Source organism: Pseudomonas sp. BF-B-26 (assembly GCF_019956495.1).
Taxonomy (GTDB): Bacteria; Pseudomonadota; Gammaproteobacteria; order Pseudomonadales; family Pseudomonadaceae; genus Aquipseudomonas.
Map to the genome: position 1 here is coordinate 76,527 of NZ_JAHBDP010000056.1, position 20,193 is coordinate 96,719.

Annotated in this window: 14 protein-coding genes and 1 pseudogene; 7 read left to right on the forward strand and 8 right to left on the reverse strand. The window is 42.4% G+C overall.

Going from position 1 to position 20,193, the window contains the following annotated elements; translation table 11 throughout:
* Positions 1-39 precede the first annotated feature (39 nt).
* From KGB03_RS06155 to KGB03_RS06165, 3 genes are all read right to left on the reverse strand, one after another.
* On the reverse strand, positions 40-780 hold the full coding sequence (locus KGB03_RS06155; protein WP_223526571.1) for a hypothetical protein: 741 nt from the start codon (positions 778-780) through the stop codon (positions 40-42).
* A gap of 906 nt (positions 781-1,686) precedes the next feature.
* Complete coding sequence (locus KGB03_RS06160) at positions 1,687-3,585, reverse strand: hypothetical protein (RefSeq protein ID WP_223526572.1); 1,899 nt, start codon at positions 3,583-3,585, stop codon at positions 1,687-1,689.
* A 108-nt stretch (positions 3,586-3,693) separates the two neighbouring features.
* The gene (locus KGB03_RS06165) at positions 3,694-3,957 is read right to left on the reverse strand and encodes a hypothetical protein (protein ID WP_223526573.1); all 264 of its coding nucleotides are present in this window, start codon (positions 3,955-3,957) and stop codon (positions 3,694-3,696) included.
* A 283-nt stretch (positions 3,958-4,240) separates the two neighbouring features.
* Here KGB03_RS06165 and KGB03_RS06170 point away from each other — a divergent pair, with 283 nt between their 5' ends.
* The gene (locus KGB03_RS06170) at positions 4,241-4,639 is read left to right on the forward strand and encodes a hypothetical protein (RefSeq protein WP_160049666.1); all 399 of its coding nucleotides are present in this window, start codon (positions 4,241-4,243) and stop codon (positions 4,637-4,639) included.
* On the opposite strand, the gene KGB03_RS06175 is transcribed toward KGB03_RS06170, so the two are convergent.
* The 3 genes from KGB03_RS06175 to KGB03_RS06185 all read right to left on the reverse strand — a co-directional run bounded on the left by KGB03_RS06175 (position 4,636) and on the right by KGB03_RS06185 (position 11,128).
* The gene (locus KGB03_RS06175; RefSeq protein ID WP_160049665.1) at positions 4,636-4,887 is read right to left on the reverse strand and encodes a hypothetical protein; all 252 of its coding nucleotides are present in this window, start codon (positions 4,885-4,887) and stop codon (positions 4,636-4,638) included. The genes KGB03_RS06170 and KGB03_RS06175 overlap by 4 nt on opposite strands.
* Positions 4,888-5,819: 932 nt before the next feature.
* The gene (locus KGB03_RS06180; RefSeq protein WP_223526574.1) at positions 5,820-8,396 is read right to left on the reverse strand and encodes a hypothetical protein; all 2,577 of its coding nucleotides are present in this window, start codon (positions 8,394-8,396) and stop codon (positions 5,820-5,822) included.
* Between the two features lie 59 nt (positions 8,397-8,455).
* Entirely contained in the window at positions 8,456-11,128 is a 2,673-nt protein-coding gene (locus tag KGB03_RS06185; protein ID WP_223526575.1) for a hypothetical protein, read from the reverse strand.
* A 651-nt stretch (positions 11,129-11,779) separates the two neighbouring features.
* Between KGB03_RS06185 and KGB03_RS06190 the strand changes: the two genes are divergently transcribed.
* The 3 genes from KGB03_RS06190 (at position 11,780) to KGB03_RS06200 (ending at position 13,841) form a co-directional block, all read left to right on the forward strand.
* Positions 11,780-12,784 (forward strand): DNA adenine methylase, encoded by a 1,005-nt coding sequence (locus tag KGB03_RS06190; protein ID WP_223526576.1) that lies wholly within the window; start codon positions 11,780-11,782, stop codon positions 12,782-12,784.
* A 45-nt stretch (positions 12,785-12,829) separates the two neighbouring features.
* Positions 12,830-13,159, forward strand: coding sequence for a hypothetical protein (locus KGB03_RS06195; protein WP_223526577.1), 330 nt, complete (start codon positions 12,830-12,832; stop codon positions 13,157-13,159).
* 94 nt (positions 13,160-13,253) lie between these two features.
* On the forward strand, positions 13,254-13,841 hold the full coding sequence (locus KGB03_RS06200; RefSeq protein ID WP_124356296.1) for a hypothetical protein: 588 nt from the start codon (positions 13,254-13,256) through the stop codon (positions 13,839-13,841).
* An 88-nt stretch (positions 13,842-13,929) separates the two neighbouring features.
* Here the strand turns inward: KGB03_RS06200 and KGB03_RS06205 are convergent, their stop codons facing one another.
* Positions 13,930-14,154 carry a DUF2188 domain-containing protein gene (locus tag KGB03_RS06205; protein WP_124356295.1) on the reverse strand — a complete coding sequence of 75 codons (225 nt, stop codon included), beginning with the start codon at positions 14,152-14,154 and terminating at the stop codon, positions 13,930-13,932.
* Between the two features lie 8 nt (positions 14,155-14,162).
* Positions 14,163-14,404 (reverse strand): annotated as a pseudogene (locus KGB03_RS06210) (hypothetical protein); the annotation flags it as partial.
* Positions 14,405-14,588: 184 nt separating this feature from the next.
* On the opposite strand from KGB03_RS06210, the gene KGB03_RS06215 reads away from it, so the two are divergent.
* From KGB03_RS06215 to KGB03_RS06225, 3 genes are all read left to right on the forward strand, one after another.
* Positions 14,589-16,100 (forward strand): site-specific DNA-methyltransferase, encoded by a 1,512-nt coding sequence (locus KGB03_RS06215; RefSeq protein WP_223526578.1) that lies wholly within the window; start codon positions 14,589-14,591, stop codon positions 16,098-16,100.
* Positions 16,101-16,102: 2 nt separating this feature from the next.
* On the forward strand, positions 16,103-18,742 hold the full coding sequence (locus KGB03_RS06220) for a DEAD/DEAH box helicase (RefSeq protein ID WP_223526579.1): 2,640 nt from the start codon (positions 16,103-16,105) through the stop codon (positions 18,740-18,742).
* Between the two features lie 292 nt (positions 18,743-19,034).
* Positions 19,035-20,183, forward strand: a complete 1,149-nt coding sequence (locus KGB03_RS06225) for a hypothetical protein (protein ID WP_223526580.1) — start codon at positions 19,035-19,037, stop codon at positions 20,181-20,183.
* Positions 20,184-20,193 lie beyond the last annotated feature (10 nt).

Below are 20,193 nucleotides of genomic sequence, written 5' to 3' on the forward strand. Positions count from 1 at the left end.
TTGTAAGCAAGCATCAATCTTAAATAACACAGGAAATCGTTACCTCTCTTGTTGATTGGTAGTAGGTAACATTTTAGATGTTAAATAAACGCACAGATTTAATAATATTGCCAAGAAAAATTGTAAAGCGACCAAGTAATAGAATAAAAATAGTGGCCATAAACCTGCTTCCAGTTCAACCCTAGATAAGTTATGTAAATCATAGTAAGGCGGTTCGATTGGTTTAATGAGCATGCTGGTGGCATATAAAGCACTAATGTTCTGTGTTTTTAGTAAGCTGGCTCCTTGTTCTTTTATGAAGCTGAACTGGGCATTTTTGTATTCATAATATGGAGCGCGTGACGCGCTGTATGCTCCATATTTTTCCAAGGTTGCATCTTCGAGTATCACACTGATATCTTGGGTTTTCAAAAGCTCAAATCTAATCTGTGTGGTTATTAAAGTTAAAAATGTCATAGTGAATATCAGAAAAACCACTAAATATGATAAATGAAAACCTTCCCTATCGAATTTACTATTTTTTGTGTTGATAATGTTTGTAATGCTTTGCCAAATGAAAAAAGTTAAACCCGCCGCAACAGAGGCGTAAAGCATTGGTGTTAGATATTCATCTTTTATGTAATGGTGAAGGTAATAGCCTTGTCGATCAAGGCTTTTATGTAAAAGAATAAGATATGAAGCAGATAGAAAAAAGACACTTGCACCTATAAAGCTTAACGTAAATATTAGGAATTTATACAGCTTGCTTTTTTTTGTTTGTTTCTGGTAGGTTTGGTCCATTTTAGTAAAGGGTTGTTTGTTAATCGAATTATAGCATTTGGCAAGATACCGATTGAGAGTTAAGAAAGGATTTTGACAATAAAAATAACGCCTTTTGGCGTTATCATTGATTCTGTAGTGACAAAATTATTTGTTTACTGAATTGTTGTACTCATCATGAATCCTTTTGACTTCACGGATATTAAGGCGTTCTTGTTCTCTTAAGTCGTCATGAAGCTTATTCAAGTGTTCTCTGTCTTCTATTCGCTTTTTAAATTGTTTCTTATGTTCAGATTTTTTGTTTGCTATAAACAAAGCATCGGTTTTGGTATTGTGCTTTCTAAAATCCTGCGAGATTTTTAATATTAATTTTGGGTCTTTTAGGTTTTTTCCTGATATTGCTAGTCCTCTTAAGATACGATTTTCATGTGTGCGAGTCTTTAGAAATAAGGTATACAAATTGAATAAGTAGATTAAGCAACGGACGTGATAATAAATCGCCATAACGAGGCTAAACATGAATATGTGATGAAGGGTATATACATATATAGAGTTTGTGTCTCCTGATTGTATGGCTTCTTTTATGAATGAAAAAGTCAGGGTTTCTAATAATATGAATATAAAAAAGTTTATTATCATATGGATGGGGTGGTTCGTAGTTCTTAGATTTATTCTTTTTATTGTTTGAAACAGTGTTGTTCTCATTTTTAGTAAAGAGTTGTTTGTTAATCGAATTATACCATTTTGGTTTTGCAAATTAGCCCGTAAGCAATGAAAATTGCAGAGTTCCTATTTAGGATGGCTGTCGATTGATTTGAGAGCTTCAAAGGTTGGAGGGTGCCTTTGTGGTGGGTAAGGTTAGGACGGCTCATGGCGGTGATTTCAAGGAACAAAAAAGCCCCATAGGGCTTCTGTTGGTGGCTTATCTTAATCAAAGACTTTGACTGTGAAGCTGAAATGCTCTGGTGTTGCTTTTGCAAGGGAAACGTACTTAACAGTGACTGTGCCATTGTTAACGCTTGTGCCAGAAAGCGATAATCTTTCTAATCGAATTCTAGATTGTGTTAAGCCATCTTGATTAATGTATTTATCCAACGTCACTGGCACTGACGATACTTTTACGTTAGCTGATTGACCCAGTTTCGTTTTAAATGTTTTTACAAGATTGGTTATTTTGTTTTTATCGAAAGCTCCGGCACTTAAATTGTCAGCATTAATATTCATTACATAGGCTTTGCCTTCAAGCTTTGATGTGTCTATTTTGTTGAGTTGGTCGATTATCAAATCGCTTTTTGAAATAGAGGTTGTAGTGAAACTCAAGTTTGAAAGAACTGAATCTTGCAAATGTTCAGTGCTAGGAGCGTTTATTTCATCGCTGACCGAAACAGCAGTGCAGGTATTTGAATCAAGAATTGGCGTGGTTCCATATGGATAAACAGTACCAGTGGAGCTTTCAGCTTTTACTAAATACTTTGTGATTTTACCTATAAATCCGGCTGGGCATTCTTCTTCAATGATTTCTTTCGTAGTCGTTGTGATTTCTTTTATGCACGATGTTGTGTCTTCGCTTTTCGTTTGGAACGTTGTGTTTGTCGCTCCGCTTATAGGGTCAAAGATTGTGATGTTGTCTCCAGTCTTGGTAACGTTTCCTGTGTACGTTCCTGCTTGTGTTCCATAATACGAATCACAGCTTACGGTTTCGCTACCGGGTTTTACTTCAACAGTGACGGGGCCTGACGCTTTGCAGCTATTTTCAGTTTCAACAATGTATGAAGAATCGTTTTGTGACCAAGAGATGTATTGTTTTAATTTTAAGTGCGTTTCTCTTATGATTTTTCCTGATTGGCCTGTTGGGCATGAAACCTCATTTGTGCTTGTTACTGTGTCTTTCATGTAGTAGCAGGCATTAGAAATAAGCACAGTTAATTTCCAATCGCTGGCAATTCCTGATGGTGTCACCGTCCTTGAATAAAGTCCGTTCGTTGTTCCCAAAGGGTAAGCCGGATTCACAACTGCACAATTTTCTTGAACAAGCTGTTTGCTTTCAGTTTTTGAACAAGTGTCTTGGGTTATTACATACCCTGAATCGTTTTTTTTGCTGCCTGTTGTCCAAAGGTCGTATGTTCTTGATTCTACCTTTTTCCCCGCGTATCCCGTAGGGCATACAAGATTATTAGTTTCAGTTACGGGTTTGAAACAATTATTTGAATTAGGGTAAAATTGGTTTAAAGCCCATTCGCTCGGCACACCGTCTTTTATAGTTCTAGTCCACGTTCCATAAATTGCGCCAAGTGGATAATCTGGATTTTTAGTCGCACAAACAGGGTTATCAAAAACCTTTGTTTCTCTTAATTGACAAGTGCTAGTAACCATCACGTTAAAACCTGTTTTGAAGTTGCTATTTACTCTATCAGGACTCCATAACGTATATGCACGACGCTTATTTATTGAACCGGTTTCTAATGGGTTTTCGCATTTTTGAGAAATTACTTCTGATACAACTTGAGATATTTTGGCTTCTTCAATTCCTGTGTTTGTCGAATCATAGCATTTTGACAAAATCTCAAATCCGTCTCCGTAGGATTCACTGCCCTTAACAAAAACCCCATTTCCTTTATTTACATAGTTTTTACTACCATCTTTATTCATAAAAAAGACTCTTCTCATACTGATTTGTTGCCCCGACTTACACCCCCCGCCTGTTGACCATTCTTCTGCGCCTAGCGATTCTTCGTATGTTTGTTCAGCAGGCCATGTAATTGCTGATGCTGTGTTTGCTATCAACAAAACAGAAAGTGTTGATATGGCTATTAGTGATTTTTGCATGATTTAAAGGTTTGTTTATTAGCTTAATTATACCATTTTGCCGTTTGCATACTTTTCCTTTGGGCAAAATTAAAGCCTCTGATGAGGCACTAATTGATAAGTGGTTAATCATGAAGCGTCTATATGGGCGTCGTAATCGTTTGTGTCTTCATAATCTTCAATAGGAATTCCTTTGAAGTCTGTGCTTAAAAAAGAACGTGACTGTGCATCAATATCAACGAAACCCACTGAGTCAACAATTTGTCTCGTGGCCTCAATCAGGTTTTGTTCATCTATATTCTGTTTTCCTGATTTGTTTTGAGTTGAGTCAATCGCATGGGATAAACTCGAAAGCAACGCTAAAGCTGCAAAGGTAAATAATCTGATTTTCATTTTAGTAAAGGTTTGTTGTTATTAGATAATAGCATTTACAAAACTAAAATCTAATTTTTTGAAAAAGAATCTTCGTTAAGGCTTCGTTTTAGGTTTTAAATGGTAAACTATAAAAGCAAGCAGCATGTTGTTCTTCTTGTAGTAAAGTCCGCTGCTTGTAGTTAGGTTTGTTTTTAGAGAAGCCCGCAATCTTGCGGGCTTTTCGCTTTCTGTGATTACTAAGTGGCTTTGCTGCGAGATCTGGAGTTAGGATCAGATCGACTTCCTCCAGGGCTGCACTGACATGTCTCGACCGATCCGCAACAGGTACAACCCTAGGGAGCGCATTCAGCTAGATTTTGACGTTGCTGCGTGTGTCCTGACCCTGAATCAGCACCTACAAGCTTTCCGTGAGTTCTCGGTCTCTGATGACCGCGAAACCTTTCTACGGACATTAGGAGAGGCTGCAAGGAATGCTATGCACGTACACCAGATCATCGCCTGCTGGTTTGGGCTTTATGGCTTGGGTGAGGATGGGGAATGGCAGGAGTACTGCAGGGCGTTTATGGAGAAATTTGTAGACGTTGATAAGGGCTTTGCAGAAGTAGCTCTAGCTGATGCCGTCAGCTATTCACAGAGCCTTTTGGAATCACTCAATGCTGCTCGTAGTCAGCTTGCCGGTGGAGCAGAGAAGGGTCATTAGGCTTCAACCAGTTCTAGGATTTCACTACCGCTATCAATGATGAGCCTTCGACCTTCAAGGTGGCCTATGGGCTCTCCGTAATGGAACAGAACGTTATCAATAAGGATTCCGGCCTCTGCATGCTGGTTCTGCGCAGTGAGGCTAGAATCGAACCTATAGAGCTTTCCGTCCACCATGGCCCCAACGTCTTGGCCATTGTGCAGCACAATGCACGGAATTTGAGGGTTGTAGCTGAATTCCTTGTCCATCTGGTCAACTCCCTGAACCTACTGTATGGATGAGTATACGCTGCGGTGTGGTGCCCTGGAGTTGGACATATTCTATCGGCGTAATAGAGGCTTCGGATTCTGTTCGGAATGGCCTAGGAACGTTCTAGGGAAGGTTGAGTACCTGGTGGAGCATTCGCTGACGCGAGAAGTGTCTGGTACGGATTTACGAACGAATTGGGGGTACTGCCCGTTGCTTGAATCAACCGTGAAAAATCCAAAGCTTTTATGAATTTCTGTAAGAGATATTCACAAAAGGGATAGCTATGGAAAATGGCCCGACATTTCTGGATCTACATTCGCCGCAGGCATTGAGCTTTATTTAATCCTACCTGCAAATTTATTGAATAGACCTTTCATTCCTGACGTGGTGAAGCGGCTAGCTACGATTCGTTTATAGTGATTGTACCGATTGACTTGTTTGTAATAGATGAGTTCTCTGATTAGCCACGCTACTTTTGAAATCTTCTGTGCGAACAATCCGATTGTCCATAAACAAATCGAACAGATGATTACTAAGTGGAAGGGGAACATGTCGGAGATTGGTGTGCTGCGAACAGAAAAGTAAGCATACCAAACATAGATGTTTGCTGAAATGAACGTGATAACCAATAAAGTTGGCAGAATCATCCAATACCTAAAAAGACTGTGATCTGCTTGCATTAGCCTTCGTATTGGAAAGAAAGTCGCTAATAATCCATATGGGAAAAATAGCGCCGTCAATTTAGCTATTTTGTAGAGGTTGTCTACTTCACAATATTGGCTCATTGCATAATCGAATTGTTGCTGAATAGCGCTTTTCTCTTCATCTGAATACTGAGATTCATTTTTTGATAATTTGATTGACATTATAGTGTTAGGTTGTTTTCCTAATTATAGCATCTGCACAATCTCAAATTGGCCATAAGGCCAACTTATATATTGTTTTTTCCGAATTTGTTTGAAGAGAATTCTATTCCTTGGGCGTGTTCGGGGAGATTGCTTTCTGTTGAATACAGTATCACTCCTATGAAATCTTTGATTTGGGTTGATCTGCGAATTATGTGAATGCATAACATTAAGACAATACAAAGGTAGATGCTGATTCCCATCAGGGTTGAATAAATGTCGCCAATGCCAGTGATTCTGTATCCTATATTTAAACTGCCGGTTATCTTTTCTATGTCTATAATCTTATAGATAAATAGCGCTTTTATGTACCATAAGGAGTGGTACAGCATCACGACATAACAGGTTATTGTAAGAAAAAGTAAAACCAATTCTTTGATGAATTTAAACATATCCGTATGCTTGTCAACTGTTGTTCCATTGATGTTTTGAAGAATTGTAGTCGGTGCCGTGATAGAAAAACCAATCATGGATTTGATAGATGTATATATCACGCTCATAAAACTCAATGAAATTGCAATAGGAATTGCCCAAATCAATGCGTTACCACCCAAAATTAGGGAGTTTGCAAAAGTGTCCAGGAAGGCAGCCATTTGCGGAACCTTGACGATTATAGCTAGCGCTATGAGAGCTTCAGGGCCAACGCTTAATCCTACGGGGTTGTAGATCTCATTGAAGCCTGTTGTGGCTGTTATGCCTGTTGCAAGGATTGCAATCTTACCTGTGAATGATCCAAAGAAGCTTGATGCAAGGTCGATTATGTTTTTGCTAGCGTTTAATCCTGCTGACTCTTTAGTTCTGCCAAACGTGTTCTTTCTGATCGCATCATTTACTCTGAGTTCTGCCTTGATGATCATACCTACTGCAAGAAGGTTTTGCCCAAAGCCTTCAATTTCTAAAAACACAGAACCACATTCTCTGCCACTTGGCGACGTTGAGCTAGAGTACTGCAAGCAGTCAACAACTCTATCTATACTTAAAGGACCGTCATTTCCGATTGTAATGGATTTCAAAAATGCTGTGTCCCAATCCTTTGCAACTGGTGATAACTGGCTTGCATCAAGACTATTGTTTATGAAGTACTGTAAATTAATATTCGACTGAATCCTTTCGTATTCAACTGTAAAGGCTTCTTTGTCCTTAATTTCAGATGTAAGTATGCTTGAGGATTGATACATGTCTAATTTTAACGTTGAAGCTAATTGCTCACCTGGTCCAGAGAATAGGGTGTTTTTGAAATCGGTATTCAATATCTTTGCCAAAAAAGTAACCATGTTGGGATTGGTCATGTATCTGTTTTTGAAATAAAGGTTGTAAAAATTCAGTGAGTCAGCACAGTTCTTTGGGCTTGAATCATTTGCACAAGCCCTTTCTGCACAAGCTCTCAACGTTGATTCAAGAGTCGAATTGCTAGTAAAGGTGGTTGAGTTGGCATCACGATCTAAACTGGTTTCTGACCCGGCGCTGTGGTCAACAGTTGAGCAAACTCTTACCATTCGGTCTTTGGGCATCAACGCTTCTGTGTATCCTGGAACCCTGTTGAGGTCATCAATCACGCGCCCGTGCATGCATTTTGCGGCATCGTAGGCGTAGTCTTTGATGCTATTAGGGCTCATACCGCTAAGATTGAAATTCTCTTCGTCACTGCAAACGAGCTGACCTTGTGTGTATGTGTCAGGTACTCCCAATCTAGGTTTACCTGCCTTGATTACGTTCTCAGCAATTCCTTGTGCCTTCTGAATATATTCTTTCTCAATGATTTGTTTCATTGTCTCAATCGAATTATCCACATAGCTGGGTAAGCCATAACGTTTTGCAATGCTTTCAGTATTCATGTCGATAGTGAAGCTGACATCAAGTATGCAGCTCCCCACTTGGTGAAAGGCTGAGAATTCACCTGTAGACTCGTTAAAGTTGAAGAAGATTTTTTGTTTTTTTGAGGCTTCTTGCTCTGACATACTCGACGTACACAATTGAAAGCTAATCGCGTTGTACTCGTTAGCTGGTCCACCTGAATTCACAGCGGGGATAAAGCGCTTTGGGTATTCAATTTTGGTTTGTTGAGCATCGTTGAATAAATAATATTCCGCTATGGAGTGAGCTTTGTAAAACGTCCCTATCGCTAACTTTGTAAATATGTTGTATCTAATCCCCTGTTCATTCACGAAAACGGGAAAAGCAAAAGCATAAAATAGTAAGGTGATTAATGTGGCCGTTAATGCAGAGTTTTTCTCGTTCATTTTTTGAGAGGCTGCGGCAAATACTTTAATATAAAACCACCTGCTAAGAATTAAAAACGCAAGAGTGGTAATCACTGTGAGCATTTTCCAGATAGACTGATTTACTATCTTGGATACGCCGCTATTAAACTTGTTGTTCTTTCCTATGCAGTTATATTTGCCAGTCTCTGTCCCTTGAGCAATGCTCTGTGTCATTTCACAGCCATACAATGAGTCTAATACTGGCTCTGTGAATCCAGACCTTCTTTCTTCATCTGTTTGAGATTGGATGTATGCAGTTGCTTTAGAGCCAATAGACTCTGCATTAGCAAATTGAGGGCATAGGGTTAATATAAGCAGAAATGCATATTTTGAGAATTTCATTAAGAGTGGGCTTGTTTTAAAGTATTATACCATTTCAAGCCCTTCCTAATGACGCGTAATCAGCTTCGTTTGTAAGATGTTAAAGAAGAAATAAAGCCTGTGCTTAACTTGTTAATCATACCTATTGAGCCGATTGATAAAACGTTTACGATTGTCATCATCCAACCTATAACCTTGATTCCCGCTTCTGCAAACATCATGTGTCCTCCGAGTAATTTAAGGGTGTTTTGCATAATGTGCAGACAAATGCTTGTCGAAACCAATGTCACTATGAACGGTCTTATACACTCAATAAAGAATCCAACAATGTTGTCAAAGATACCGCCTCTTTCATAATAGAACGATGCATCTGTGAATACTAAAACGACCCTGATTACCTCCCAATTTATTGTATATGCAATAAGAGGCAGTATAGGGAAAACTGCAATGCTCACTGCAAACGCAAAAATATTCCTGCGCATTGCGGCGAAATTGTCAGCGTCATTCAGCCTCACGAAAGCGAAAAGGAAAAATGGTGAGAATTTGATGAGCGCAATAACAAAGTATTTTTGTGTGACCGCCATTGTGTAGAACGGCAATATAGTTACTGAGATAAGCAAAAATCTGTAACCATTACTAATCATGTCAAGTGTCAGGCTCAAAGACACAATGCTTGAACCAATACCTGCTGCTATGAAAGTTACGGTCTGTGCTAATGAGCTTCCAGCTTGGATTTTATTCTGTTTACCAATGTTAGCTGCGCTATCAGTTTTAGGCATTTCAATTTTTGACTTGGCATAATCGTTAGCAATTTGCCCTGTAATAGCAAGGGTCAGTCCGAAGGCTCTCAAATCGCTAGCCGTATTGCTTAAGCTGGTTGCGTACAATTGATAACATTTGATTGGGTGGGTAACTGAAAGCTTGCAGCGTTTTAAGGCAGTGGAAGGCAATTCAAAGCCTATTCCTGCGCCCTGTTCAAAGTCATTGTGCATTCCGGCAGACGTACCATTATCGAAGATCAGTTTCTGAGTAATAGCTTCTGCATCAGTGATAGTTGGCAATGTTGCACGGTCAGTCTTTAAGAAATAATTTCTGACGTATTGGCTAATGTTGACCCGGTTATTATAGTCAGCTTCAAATCCGTGCGCTCTTGCCCATTCATCATCTATGAAGAAATCCACTGCCTTTCTTTCTGAAATTTGCAAGACTTTGGTGTTGAATAGGTTTTGATTGATGCTCGTGAAAGTAGTCTCTTCAACAAGATTCTGGTAATTGAAATAGAAATTTAGCTCACCCTCTTTAATCATTTTTTTCAACTGGTCCAGGATCGAAGGACTTTCCAAAGCCGTGCTGAACGCATCGTTGAAGGCTAAAATTCTGTCTCGATAAGTGTCTTCTAGTTTCTTTCTTGTTTCATATAGCTTTGTTTTGTATGTCGCTATTGGGTCTTCACCCATCACTTGCCAGTCGTTTCCGACGCATTCAATTGAACCTGTGCCTCTTGTCCCAATACCTTTATGTGCATCGATGTAGGTCTTTGCGGAAAGGCGCAGTTGTTTATTTTCGGCACATACCAGATTCAAAACTGTTACAGCCACATCGTCAGCTAGCTTAAAATCGTTTGGTAATTCTTTGAGATAGGTGTTTGCTCTCGTGTCTTTATAAAACATCACCATTACGTTGTTTTTGATGTCTTCGTATTCAGCCTTCTTGTTTTCAAACGGGCCGTTACGCAGTTCATTTCTTAACTGGTTTGCAGTTGCTTCTACTGTGCGAATGTCAGCTTCGTCCCTGTACCTTTCGTTGTACCTGACTTCCTTTAGGTAAGGTGTTGCTGCACCTGCATCAAGCTCTGATTTGAATACGGTCACTGGATCAAGCTTGAACAATAGCTCTCCGTTATCGCTAAACTTCTTAAATGTGAAGGTATTGTTTTCCTTTTTTGATATGTCAGATAGCGAATTCGATACAACCCAATTCGATGAGTCACTCTTGTTGAAAATGTCGTTGTAGAGTTGGCTGGAAAGCCTTGCGACAATGGCTTTTGAAATTAACTGATTTGACAATGCCGAAGCCGTAAAAGCGGCTTGTCCCTTTGTCACATCATCTACTACGTCTGTTTCAGAGTCTTTAACCGTTGTTTCCAAATATCCTTTCTGTCTAACCCAACTTACCATTTGTATGAATTTCTGCTTTGCGATTTCAGATGTTACGTCAAGCCTTATAATTACTGCGTCTGCTATGGATAAAGAGTTTTTCTGTCCGACCATCCCTAGCCCAAATATCCCTACTGCCGCTATTGCTATGAATAGGTTATTTAAGAAGCTATATCTGGCTTTTACCTGTTCTCCATGATCATTTTTTGAGTCATGAAACTCACCCGTTTTCCAAGCTTTGAGCGCCATGATTAACCATATTATGATAAATATGGCAATTATTAGGTATGAGGCTAAATCCCTTGTGTATTGCTTGTCTCTTATAAAATGATCTTGGTTCGCTTCATCAAAACGTAACTGTGAATCTGTTTTTGTTTCTTGAATCTTTGCGTATTGGGCGTCTTGATCATTGCCCAGAAGAAGAACCCCTTCGCCAACGGAACTGCTCATTAGTTTCATGGCGATGTTTTCTGGGCAAAGCGTTGATGAATTAGGATCTACTGTTTTGTTATCTGATTTGAATCCACATTCTGCTGCAGATGCTTGTGACATATACAGGAAAGGCAATAGAAGAAAGGCGAGAGCTAATTGACGCATTAGTAATAGGTTTGGTTTTCTAAATTATACCATTTGGCTTCGTGATTTCGGCTGATAAGCCGATTGCCTTTTTACCCATTTGCCATTCTCCTGGTGGATCTTCCATCCTCCTTGGATAGGCAGTGTGTAGCTCTCGCTGTGCGAAACATCAGACGTTGTTAGGTTGCTTTGTTCTCTGTTCTCATGCTGTGATCCACATATTTTTTTCAAAATCGTTTTAATCGACTTCCCTGTACCTGATCGTGTTTGACTATCAGAATTGGCAGGGGTGAACAGCATTTACCAAAAAATCCGATTTATAATTTTTTCCAAAAAAGTCATTTCCATTTACTTAAATGAACTCTAGCCCCGAGAAGCTAAGAGCTGCAGCGATGTGTGAGCATCTATGTGTTATTAATCAAAATCATCATTTTGTATTTAATATTTTTTGGCTAAATAAAAATCTGTTTTTTCTAGGTTCTGGCTGTTTGACAATATTTTTAAAATCATTAAAGTTTGCTTCGTCGAATCTTCTAGTAAGTTAATTGTACCAATCGCACTATCTGAAATAGCCAATTTCTAAACGCTGATTGATTTCAGCAGTGCGAACCCGAAAAGTTAAAGTCTTTTCCACTGCTTTCATTTTGAATCAGTGCGCCGCTCTGTGCGCTTGTGAAATATCTTGGGTCTAAAACAAAGCTGTTGGGTATCATTGAATCAGTTGTTAATGAATGTGTTTCAACCATTTCAAAGCCGTCAAATGAGATTGTTCTGTGTGACCTCTTTTCAGGGTCGGGCAGGGTAGCGAACCATTTCAAAAATCGTTTTAAGGTCGTAGCTAATGACCTGGAGTACTACTCCTATGCGACGCTTGAAAATCTGCTGAACAATGACCCTTCGACCGTCTTCGAATGTCAGCCGATCATCGACTACATGAATCACTGTATGGATGGTGTGGAAGGCTTCATTTTTCAGAACTACAGCGAGTCTGGTGGCCGCACCTTCTTTACTAATGGCAACGCCATGAAGATCGATGCTGGGGTTGCGCTTGTGTACGAGCTGTATGGCAATGGGGAGCTGACTGATGGGCAGTTCTACTATTGCCTCTGCTCCGTGATAGAGGCTGCTGACAGGGTAAGCAACACGACCGGATTGTATTCATCGTTCATAAAGAAATTCACTGGTGCTTCGCTCAAGCCCATCGAGTTCAGAGGTTTCGACCTGAAAGAGCCAGTGGCAAGCAATGAGGTGTACCTGGGAGACGCTAACGAGCTGTTGCAGCGGGTGAGTGGTGATGTTCTCTACCTCGATCCACCCTACACGTCCATGCAATACAGCAATGCTTATCACGTCCTTAACACCATTTCGCAGAACGAGCGCCCGACGATCCACGGGATAAGCGGTCGGCCTGAAGGCCGGAACGTTTCTCCATGGGCTAGCAGGCCGAAGGTGGAAGCCGAATTCAGGCAGCTTGTTGATTCGGCCAATTTCGAATACCTGGTCATGAGCTATTCCAACGAAAGCATCATGCCGATGGATCTGATTGCTGATGTGATGAGTAGTTACGGCAAATACCAAAGAAAGGAAATGCAGTACAAGAAATTCAAATCACGTAAAGAAGCTGCTAATGAAATTTACGTGACTGAATATCTTCACGTCTTGCATAAGAATTGTTGAGGAACGCCCATCAGTAATTCGGCTGGTGGTAATGAGGTATTCACTATGAGTGTTAAAACTGCTGAGGATAAATTTCAAGAATTTTGCCTGTTTGTCGAAAAGAACAAATTTCGGTTGATGGTTGATAATGGAAGATTTGAGAGAAAGGTTACGCGAGTTGATGTGATAGATAGTGAATGTGTACAAATCTATTTAACAGAAGAAACCTGTGTCTTCATTTATTTAGATACTATTGAATATGTTTATGTTGATTGGGTTTTTGGGCAGGTGTCCAATTTGAGATCGGATGGTATAAAGCAGTGGAGTGTGGGTAGTAAAAGATATGAGCTGGAGTATGAGGATGAATTCAAGACTCTATCTTTTTATTTGGATTGATTTGAATAGTGCTTATCGTTATTTCTGGTTTTTTTAAATGTTATAATTAACTCTATGAAGGCAATTACGCTTTCATATCATATGGTGAAGAAAGATGAAATTTAAAAATGACGATGATAAATTTACGGCTGTTTTGGTGGAGGTGATGAGAAGAACAAAGGAATTAAATGCGACTGAGTATGATGATTACTTTAAGAGAACATTTTCAGAGACGTATGTTCAAGAAAAGGGAGAAATATTAAAAGGGTTAGGGTTGAATGCTAGTTTGATGGGTAATTTTCACCCGTCTGATTGGGTGGTTGATCGTGCCTTGGGTAAGGCTCAAATTCTTGACTTGATTATAAATAAACCCGCGCTAAAGGTATTAAAGGATCGAGTTGCATCAGGTGTTATTGTAGTTGACGGGACTACGGAGTATTATCCAACTGTAAAATTCGAAAGCAACATATATTTCTCAAAATCTTTGGGAGACTCTATTTTGGAGTTGATTCCAAGTGATGGCCCAAAAGGATTATTAGGAAAAGGTGCAAATGTTTTTGTTAAGCACAATTTTGGAAGACAAGATGTATTTGTTCCAGATTTGATGAGCGGCCTTTTAGAGGCTCAAGGAATCGTTGAGTCCGTCGAAAAGAATTTCGGTGTAGATGCTAAGCCAACCAAAAAGTCTAGGCTCAAAATGTGATGAATCATGCTGTACAAGGAAACGACCGCCTCCTAGAGGCGTTTTTTTTGTCTAAAAAAGCCCGCAAAAACGGGCTGTGATCGACTTTTCAACCTTTCGTTCTCGTAGGGTCAGCGCTACGCGGGTACGTGCGTTCTTCCTGGATGGTGCCATCTTCCCTGTGGATTTTCAGGGATGCGGTTTTGCCTTCTAAAAACTCAACCGCTAGCTTGATGATTTCTGCCTTGGTATCTGCAGTTTTCGACGCCCTTTCAGCACCTTGCTTCTTAAGAATCCAATGGTCGCCAGACTTTGTGATGTGGTAGTTATCCATGAAGCCTCCTATTTTTTGAGTCCAATCATTCGACGCATATCAGCAGTGATCGTTTGTTTTATTTTGCCGTAGTCCTTCCATGGGTCTTCACCCAGCTCGCCAAGCCGTTCATGGAGGTTATGTATGTTCCACATGTTCGCGCCCTTTATTGCCTACACGATTCTTCGGGCCTGATACGGCTGAAAAGCGATCAGGAATGAGCTTGGCCATGTGCTGAGCTAAACCCTTTCACTGTGTCCCAGTCGTCCTTGGGGGCCGCCCATCCCTGGCGGCGAGAACGAGTCTGGGGGCTGGTTGATCCTTCAGGGTTTGTATCAACATGCAGTCTTTAACCGACCCGCATTCCGCTATCTTGGGGCTGATGCGATGGCTAGCCGTCATCTAAAGAAGGTAAAGTAGGGGATTGATTTAGCCGTCCCTGGAACCCTTTTCGAATGCCTCTATTGTCTTGGTTTAACCGTGATGCCGACCTGACGAGAGCTGCCCTAGCGCCTTACCGTCTGCTTGAGCCGGTTGCTGAACTGTCTCATGGAGAGCCTGACTCTCCGAACATGCTGATCGAAGGCGATAACCTCGACGCGCTCAAGGCGCTTCTTCCGTACTACGCTGGTCAGGTGAAATGCATCTTCATCGATCCGCCTTACAACACGAAATCCGCCTTCGAACGTTACGATGACAACCTAGAACACTCGAAATGGCTGTCGATGATCTATCCACGGCTTGAGCTTCTACGTGAGCTGATGAGTCAAGAAGGCTCGATCTGGATAACAATTGACGATAACGAAGCCCATTACCTGAAAGTCATTTGCGATGAGATTTTTGGTCGTAAAAATTTCATTGCTGAAATCATTTGGCAGAAACGCACGTCTCGCGAAAACCGTGCCGCTGTAGGCTCGTCTCATGACACGATGCTTGTCTACGCAAAAATGGAAGCTTCCAAGTGGAAGAAGTATCGGAACCTGCTTCCATCCAACGACAAGGGCTACGGAAATCCAGATAATGACCCGCGTGGTCCGTGGCGGTCGATTCCGTTCTCGGCTCAAGGTTTCAGACCCAACCAAATGTATCCAATCACCAGCGATTCAGGTGATGTTCACTTGCCTCCGAAAGGCCGTTGCTGGGGATCGGTTGAGCCAGAATTCAATCGGTATCGTTCCGAAAACCGCGTCTATTTCCCAAAGGACGGTAAGGGTAAACCCCGCTTGAAGCGGTTTCCCTGGGAGGACGAAGGACTTGTTCCCATGACGCTTTGGCATGCCATGGACGCTGGCACTACAGAGGAAGCAAAAAAGGAAATCTTGGCTCTGTTCCAGGATGTTGAAGCCTTTGATACTCCGAAACCTGAACGCCTTCTAAGACAGGTTCTGGAAGTGGCGAGCAAGCCTGGTGATTTGGTACTCGACAGCTTCCTTGGTTCCGGCACCACGGCTGCAGTGGCGCACAAAATGAAGCGCAATTGGATTGGCATTGAGATGTCCGCAAACGCTAGGCTTTTCTGCGGTCCACGCTTGCTTCAGGTTGTGAACGGGGAACAGGGTGGTATCTCAGAAGCCTTGGGCTGGAATGGCGGCGGAGGCTACCGTTACTACAAGTTGGGTGTTCCAGTTTTCGATGACGCTGGTCACATCAGAGAAGGTATTTCCTTTGAGCAGTTAGCGGCTCACGTATGGTTTGCTGAAACAGGCACGGCTCGGTCGTCATCCGCTGAAAAATCTCCCTTCCTTGGTGAGCATCAGGGCACGTCTTATTTTCTGCTGTTCAACGGCATACTCGGTGATCTGACTGCGGCAGGAGGCAATGTCCTGACCAAGCGAATACTCAAAGCTTTGCCAAAGACTGATGGTCCTATGGTGATTTACGGGGAGGCGTGCGCAATTCCGTCTGAGCTTCTTTTGGAATCGAAGATTACTTTCCGGCAAACCCCATACGACATTAAGGCTCGCTGACCATGGCTCTAACTCTAAAGCTGTATCAAAACCGCGCATTGTCTAGCCTTGAAAAATTTCTCGACGCGGCTCGTTTAGAAGGACCATCGAAGGCGTTTGAGCAAACTGTTGATGCTGGGCTTGTCAGTGAATACAAACTGATGCCTGGTTTGCCTGAAATACCTTACGTTTGTCTGCGGATTCCTACCGGTGGCGGCAAGACGGTGATGGGTGCCCATATCATCCAAATCTGCGGTTCGTCTTACCTCGAGCGCCAATACCCAGTTGTTCTCTGGATGGTGCCGACTACACAGATTAAGAATCAAACGATTGAAGCTTTTCGTGACCATCGCCACCCGTATCGCCAGGAACTTGATGATGCTTTTGGTGGGCAGGTCGCGGTTTTCGATGTGGCAGAATTCACCCGTATACGTCCGGCAGATTTGATCACGAAGGTCTGCGTGGTGATCTCCACAGTGGCTGCTTTACGTGTCGATAAAGAAGAAGGGCGAAAGGTCTACGAGCATCACGAGGATCTTGAGGGGCATTTCACAGGATCTGCCAAACAGCTCGAACATCTTGATAAAGGGAAAGACGGGAAAGCCGTTGCCTCTTTCGCTAACCTTCTCAAGCTTCATGGTCCATTGGTCATCATGGATGAAGCGCACAACGCCACAACACCGCTTTCGTACACTGTGTATGAGCGTCTAGGTCCAAAGGCTGTGGTAGAGCTTACAGCTACCCCTGATGTGTCCAGCTCGAACGTACTGGTCAGTGTTTCTGCATTCGAGCTAAAAGCAGAAAACATGATCAAATTCCCTGTGATCCTGAAGGAACATAATGGGGAATGGCAGGTTGCAGTGAGCAGTGCAGTAGCTCGGCGCAAATCCCTTTCGAAGACCGCACTCGGTGAACCGGAATACATTCGTCCAATCCTGCTGATCCAGGCTGAAAATGCTAAGAGCGAAGCGACGGTTGAAGAGGTAAAGCAGCACCTCATCGACACTGATGGGGTGGACGAAAAAGCTATTGCTATCGCGACCGGCACACAGCGGGAAATTGATGGGATTGACCTATTTGCCAAAGACTGTCCCATAGAAGTCATCATCACCAAACAGGCGTTGAAAGAAGGCTGGGACTGCTCGTTTGCCTACGTTTTCTGTTCCGTCGCGCAGGTGAAATCTGACAAAGATATTCAGCAGCTTCTTGGTCGTGTCCTGCGCATGCCATATGCAGTACCTCGGCGTCAGGAAGCAATGAGCAAAGCCTATGCTCATGTCACTACAGATACGTTTGGCCGTGCTGCTGGCGAATTGACCCAATCGCTCATCAGTATCGGCTTCAATCCGATGGAAGCGGCGGCTGCAATCCGTAAGGAAAAGACTGCAGAACTTCCTCTGCAAGGTGGGCAAGTCGGTACGCCAGAATTACCGGTCACGAAGGTTGAAGTCTCCAAAGCCCCTGATTTCACCAAGATCCCAGAGCGCGACCACGAGCGAGTCGTTTTCGTGCTTTCATCTGATGGACCTGGTGGGACGATTGAGCTGACGGACGAGTTGGATTTACTGACTGTTGAAGCCATCGTTTCTAGCGTTTCTGGCAAGGAAAAAAAGGCTGCAATTGCCGCTGAAGTTGAACGGCACCAACAAATGACCGTCGCTGCAAAAGCTCCTAGTGAGCGGGGCGTCGTGTTTCAGGTTCCACGCCTTTACTCAGTTGAGCAGGGGGAGCTTGAGCTTGTAGACCGTGGTGCTGTCTCTGCCTCATTCAGTTGGGATCTGCTGTCGTCACCACCAGACCTGTCGTCTTTCCGGTTTGATGAATCGAGTATGACTTTTGAGGTTTATCTCGATGACAAAACAGTTCAGTTCCAGAATGTGAAAGACGATGTCGGTACTTATCTTCCTGGATTTGCGCAGGACCGTACCGTTTCGGACCTGATTGGTTGGTTGGATCAAGAAATCCGTGAGCCATCTATCAAACAGCCTGTGCTTCGCGAGTGGTTACGCCGTGCAGTAATGGGACTGATTGATGATCGTGGATTCTCGCTATCCCAACTGTTGAAAGGACAGTTCATCCTTCGTAGGAAGCTTGGTGAGCAACTGTTGCTTGCGAAGAAAATCGCCTACGACAAGGGCTTTCAACAGGCACTGTTCCATGATGATTTGGAGCTGGTAACGTCCTCAGAACCCGACCATGCGTTTACTTATCCTGCTGACATGGCGTTGTATCCTGCTACCTCGTACTACTCTGGATCATTCAAGTTCAAGAAGCACTACTACCCGTTCCCCGGCATGCTTCCTTGGAAAACGTCGAAGGGGGAGGATGCAGAGGAATACCTTTGTGCGCAGGCAATTGAGCTTCTGGATGAAGTCGAATTTTGGGTAAGGAATCTTGTTCACGCTACCCAGTTCTGGATGCCGACAGCGACACAACGGACCTATCCAGACTTTGTAGCTCGTCTCAAGGACGGACGCCTGTTCGTGATTGAGTACAAGGGAGGCGACCGTGTGAGCAATGATGACAGTAAAGAGAAGCGCCTCATCGGTGAGCTTTGGGCTAAAAAATCCGGGGGTAAGGGGATTTACCTTATGGCGCAGAAAAAGGACGATCAGGGTCGAGGGTTGCGAGATCAGCTGTTGGATGCGATCCGGAAAGGCTAATCATTCCTGAAATGGTTCAAGATTCTGTTCAAAGATTTTTTATCGATGGACATTGATAAATTCGTCTTGGTCGGTCCCTGTCCTTACAGCTCCTTCTGAATCCGCACCCTCCGAGCTGAAAGCACCTCTTAGAGCTATTCATAGGTTCCACCTTCAACATGCCCCGGCGTCATTCGACGGGGCATTGAGAGGTCGTACATGCAGCATAAAATTATTGGTCAGTGCTAACCGGTGGAGGTAAGGGAGGATAGGCTACTATCGACTTCCAGCCACTACATTTAAAGGGATAGAAATGCATAGCGCCGCTCTCGACACCCAGCTTTTCATGAAAATGCCTATTCATTGTGATGAAACTGGTTCTAATGGAATCGTATATTTCAAGGACGTTCAACCCCATCCACTTACACTCGATGATTGGTTGGTTTTTTCTGATTCGAAAGACTTAAAGATTAAAATTGCTGGTGTCGTTGCTGGAAAACCTGATTGGGATAAAACATTTCCTCCCGTTGGCAATAGATTCCAAGCTGACTTTGCGGTCGGGCCAAGTTTAAAAAATTCTTGTTTTGCTTTGGTTAAAGGCGGATGGGTGCCTATATTTTATGCTTTTTCTAAAGGGAATATAATTGCCGACAGAAATTTGGTTTCTGATATTCAAGCTAGATTTTCAAATGGTGAAATGTCTTCTGAAAGGGAGCATAACGATTTTTTAGATTACATCTGTGACAAGAACTGTTCATGCACTATTCATACAATATCTTATGCGCTGGAAAGTAATGAACGTAAATTACCATCGCCTGAGAAAATTATTGAGCAACATAAAGCAGCTTTTAAGACTCTTTCCGAAGCTTTGCCCCATGTGAAAATCTGGCCGAAATCTGATGCTGATCTACAGTACTTACTGGATATTGCTGATAAGTACCGTGTGTATTTCTCCGAAGGGGTACGGTTACTTATAAAATTAGCACCCTTAATTGTGAATTCACCTGCTCGAAATAGAAAGGTGGAAAAATGGAAAGCTATGGCTGCAATAGCTAAAGCTGAAAATATTTCAGTCAACAATATTGCGTTCCTTGCTTGTTTAAGCGCTTCATCTGCTAATCAAAGCTTCAATCCAGCACAGAAGCTTATTAAGCCGAAAGTAGGTTACACAGAAGAAGATGCGTACAACTCTATGTATGATCTTTTTTTGATTATGCTTACTAACGTTCTCCAGACACAAGCCCCAGAGCTAAAGGTCACTCTTGTCACTCGCGATAAAAATTTGGCCTTCTTTTGGATGGGGCTTACCTTTGCAGATCCATCAAGCCCTGGTCAGCAGATGATTGGCCTTCACCAAAAGTTATTGCCAGTTTCCGAGACGGAGTTAGAAGAACTCGCGATCATTTTAGGCGAAGGCCGGGTTAACCCTTCTTGGACCGTTCCACCTTCACTAAAATATTAGTTTGGTGCCT

What these genes read in the sequence shown, in the direction of transcription:
- KGB03_RS06165 (WP_223526573.1), bottom strand. Translation starts at nt 3,957, where the DNA reads ATGAAAATCAGATTATTTACCTTTGCAGCTTTAGCGTTGCTTTCGAGT.
- KGB03_RS06200 (WP_124356296.1), top strand. Translation starts at nt 13,254, where the DNA reads ATGAAATTTAAAAATGACGATGATAAATTTACGGCTGTTTTGGTGGAG.
- KGB03_RS06155 (WP_223526571.1), bottom strand. Translation starts at nt 780, where the DNA reads ATGGACCAAACCTACCAGAAACAAACAAAAAAAAGCAAGCTGTATAAA.
- KGB03_RS06180 (WP_223526574.1), bottom strand. Translation starts at nt 8,396, where the DNA reads ATGAAATTCTCAAAATATGCATTTCTGCTTATATTAACCCTATGCCCT.
- KGB03_RS06215 (WP_223526578.1), top strand. Translation starts at nt 14,589, where the DNA reads ATGCCTCTATTGTCTTGGTTTAACCGTGATGCCGACCTGACGAGAGCT.
- KGB03_RS06195 (WP_223526577.1), top strand. Translation starts at nt 12,830, where the DNA reads ATGAGTGTTAAAACTGCTGAGGATAAATTTCAAGAATTTTGCCTGTTT.
- KGB03_RS06175 (WP_160049665.1), bottom strand. Translation starts at nt 4,887, where the DNA reads ATGGACAAGGAATTCAGCTACAACCCTCAAATTCCGTGCATTGTGCTG.
- KGB03_RS06225 (WP_223526580.1), top strand. Translation starts at nt 19,035, where the DNA reads ATGCATAGCGCCGCTCTCGACACCCAGCTTTTCATGAAAATGCCTATT.
- KGB03_RS06170 (WP_160049666.1), top strand. Translation starts at nt 4,241, where the DNA reads ATGTCTCGACCGATCCGCAACAGGTACAACCCTAGGGAGCGCATTCAG.
- KGB03_RS06160 (WP_223526572.1), bottom strand. Translation starts at nt 3,585, where the DNA reads ATGCAAAAATCACTAATAGCCATATCAACACTTTCTGTTTTGTTGATA.
- KGB03_RS06185 (WP_223526575.1), bottom strand. Translation starts at nt 11,128, where the DNA reads ATGCGTCAATTAGCTCTCGCCTTTCTTCTATTGCCTTTCCTGTATATG.
- KGB03_RS06220 (WP_223526579.1), top strand. Translation starts at nt 16,103, where the DNA reads ATGGCTCTAACTCTAAAGCTGTATCAAAACCGCGCATTGTCTAGCCTT.
- KGB03_RS06205 (WP_124356295.1), bottom strand. Translation starts at nt 14,154, where the DNA reads ATGGATAACTACCACATCACAAAGTCTGGCGACCATTGGATTCTTAAG.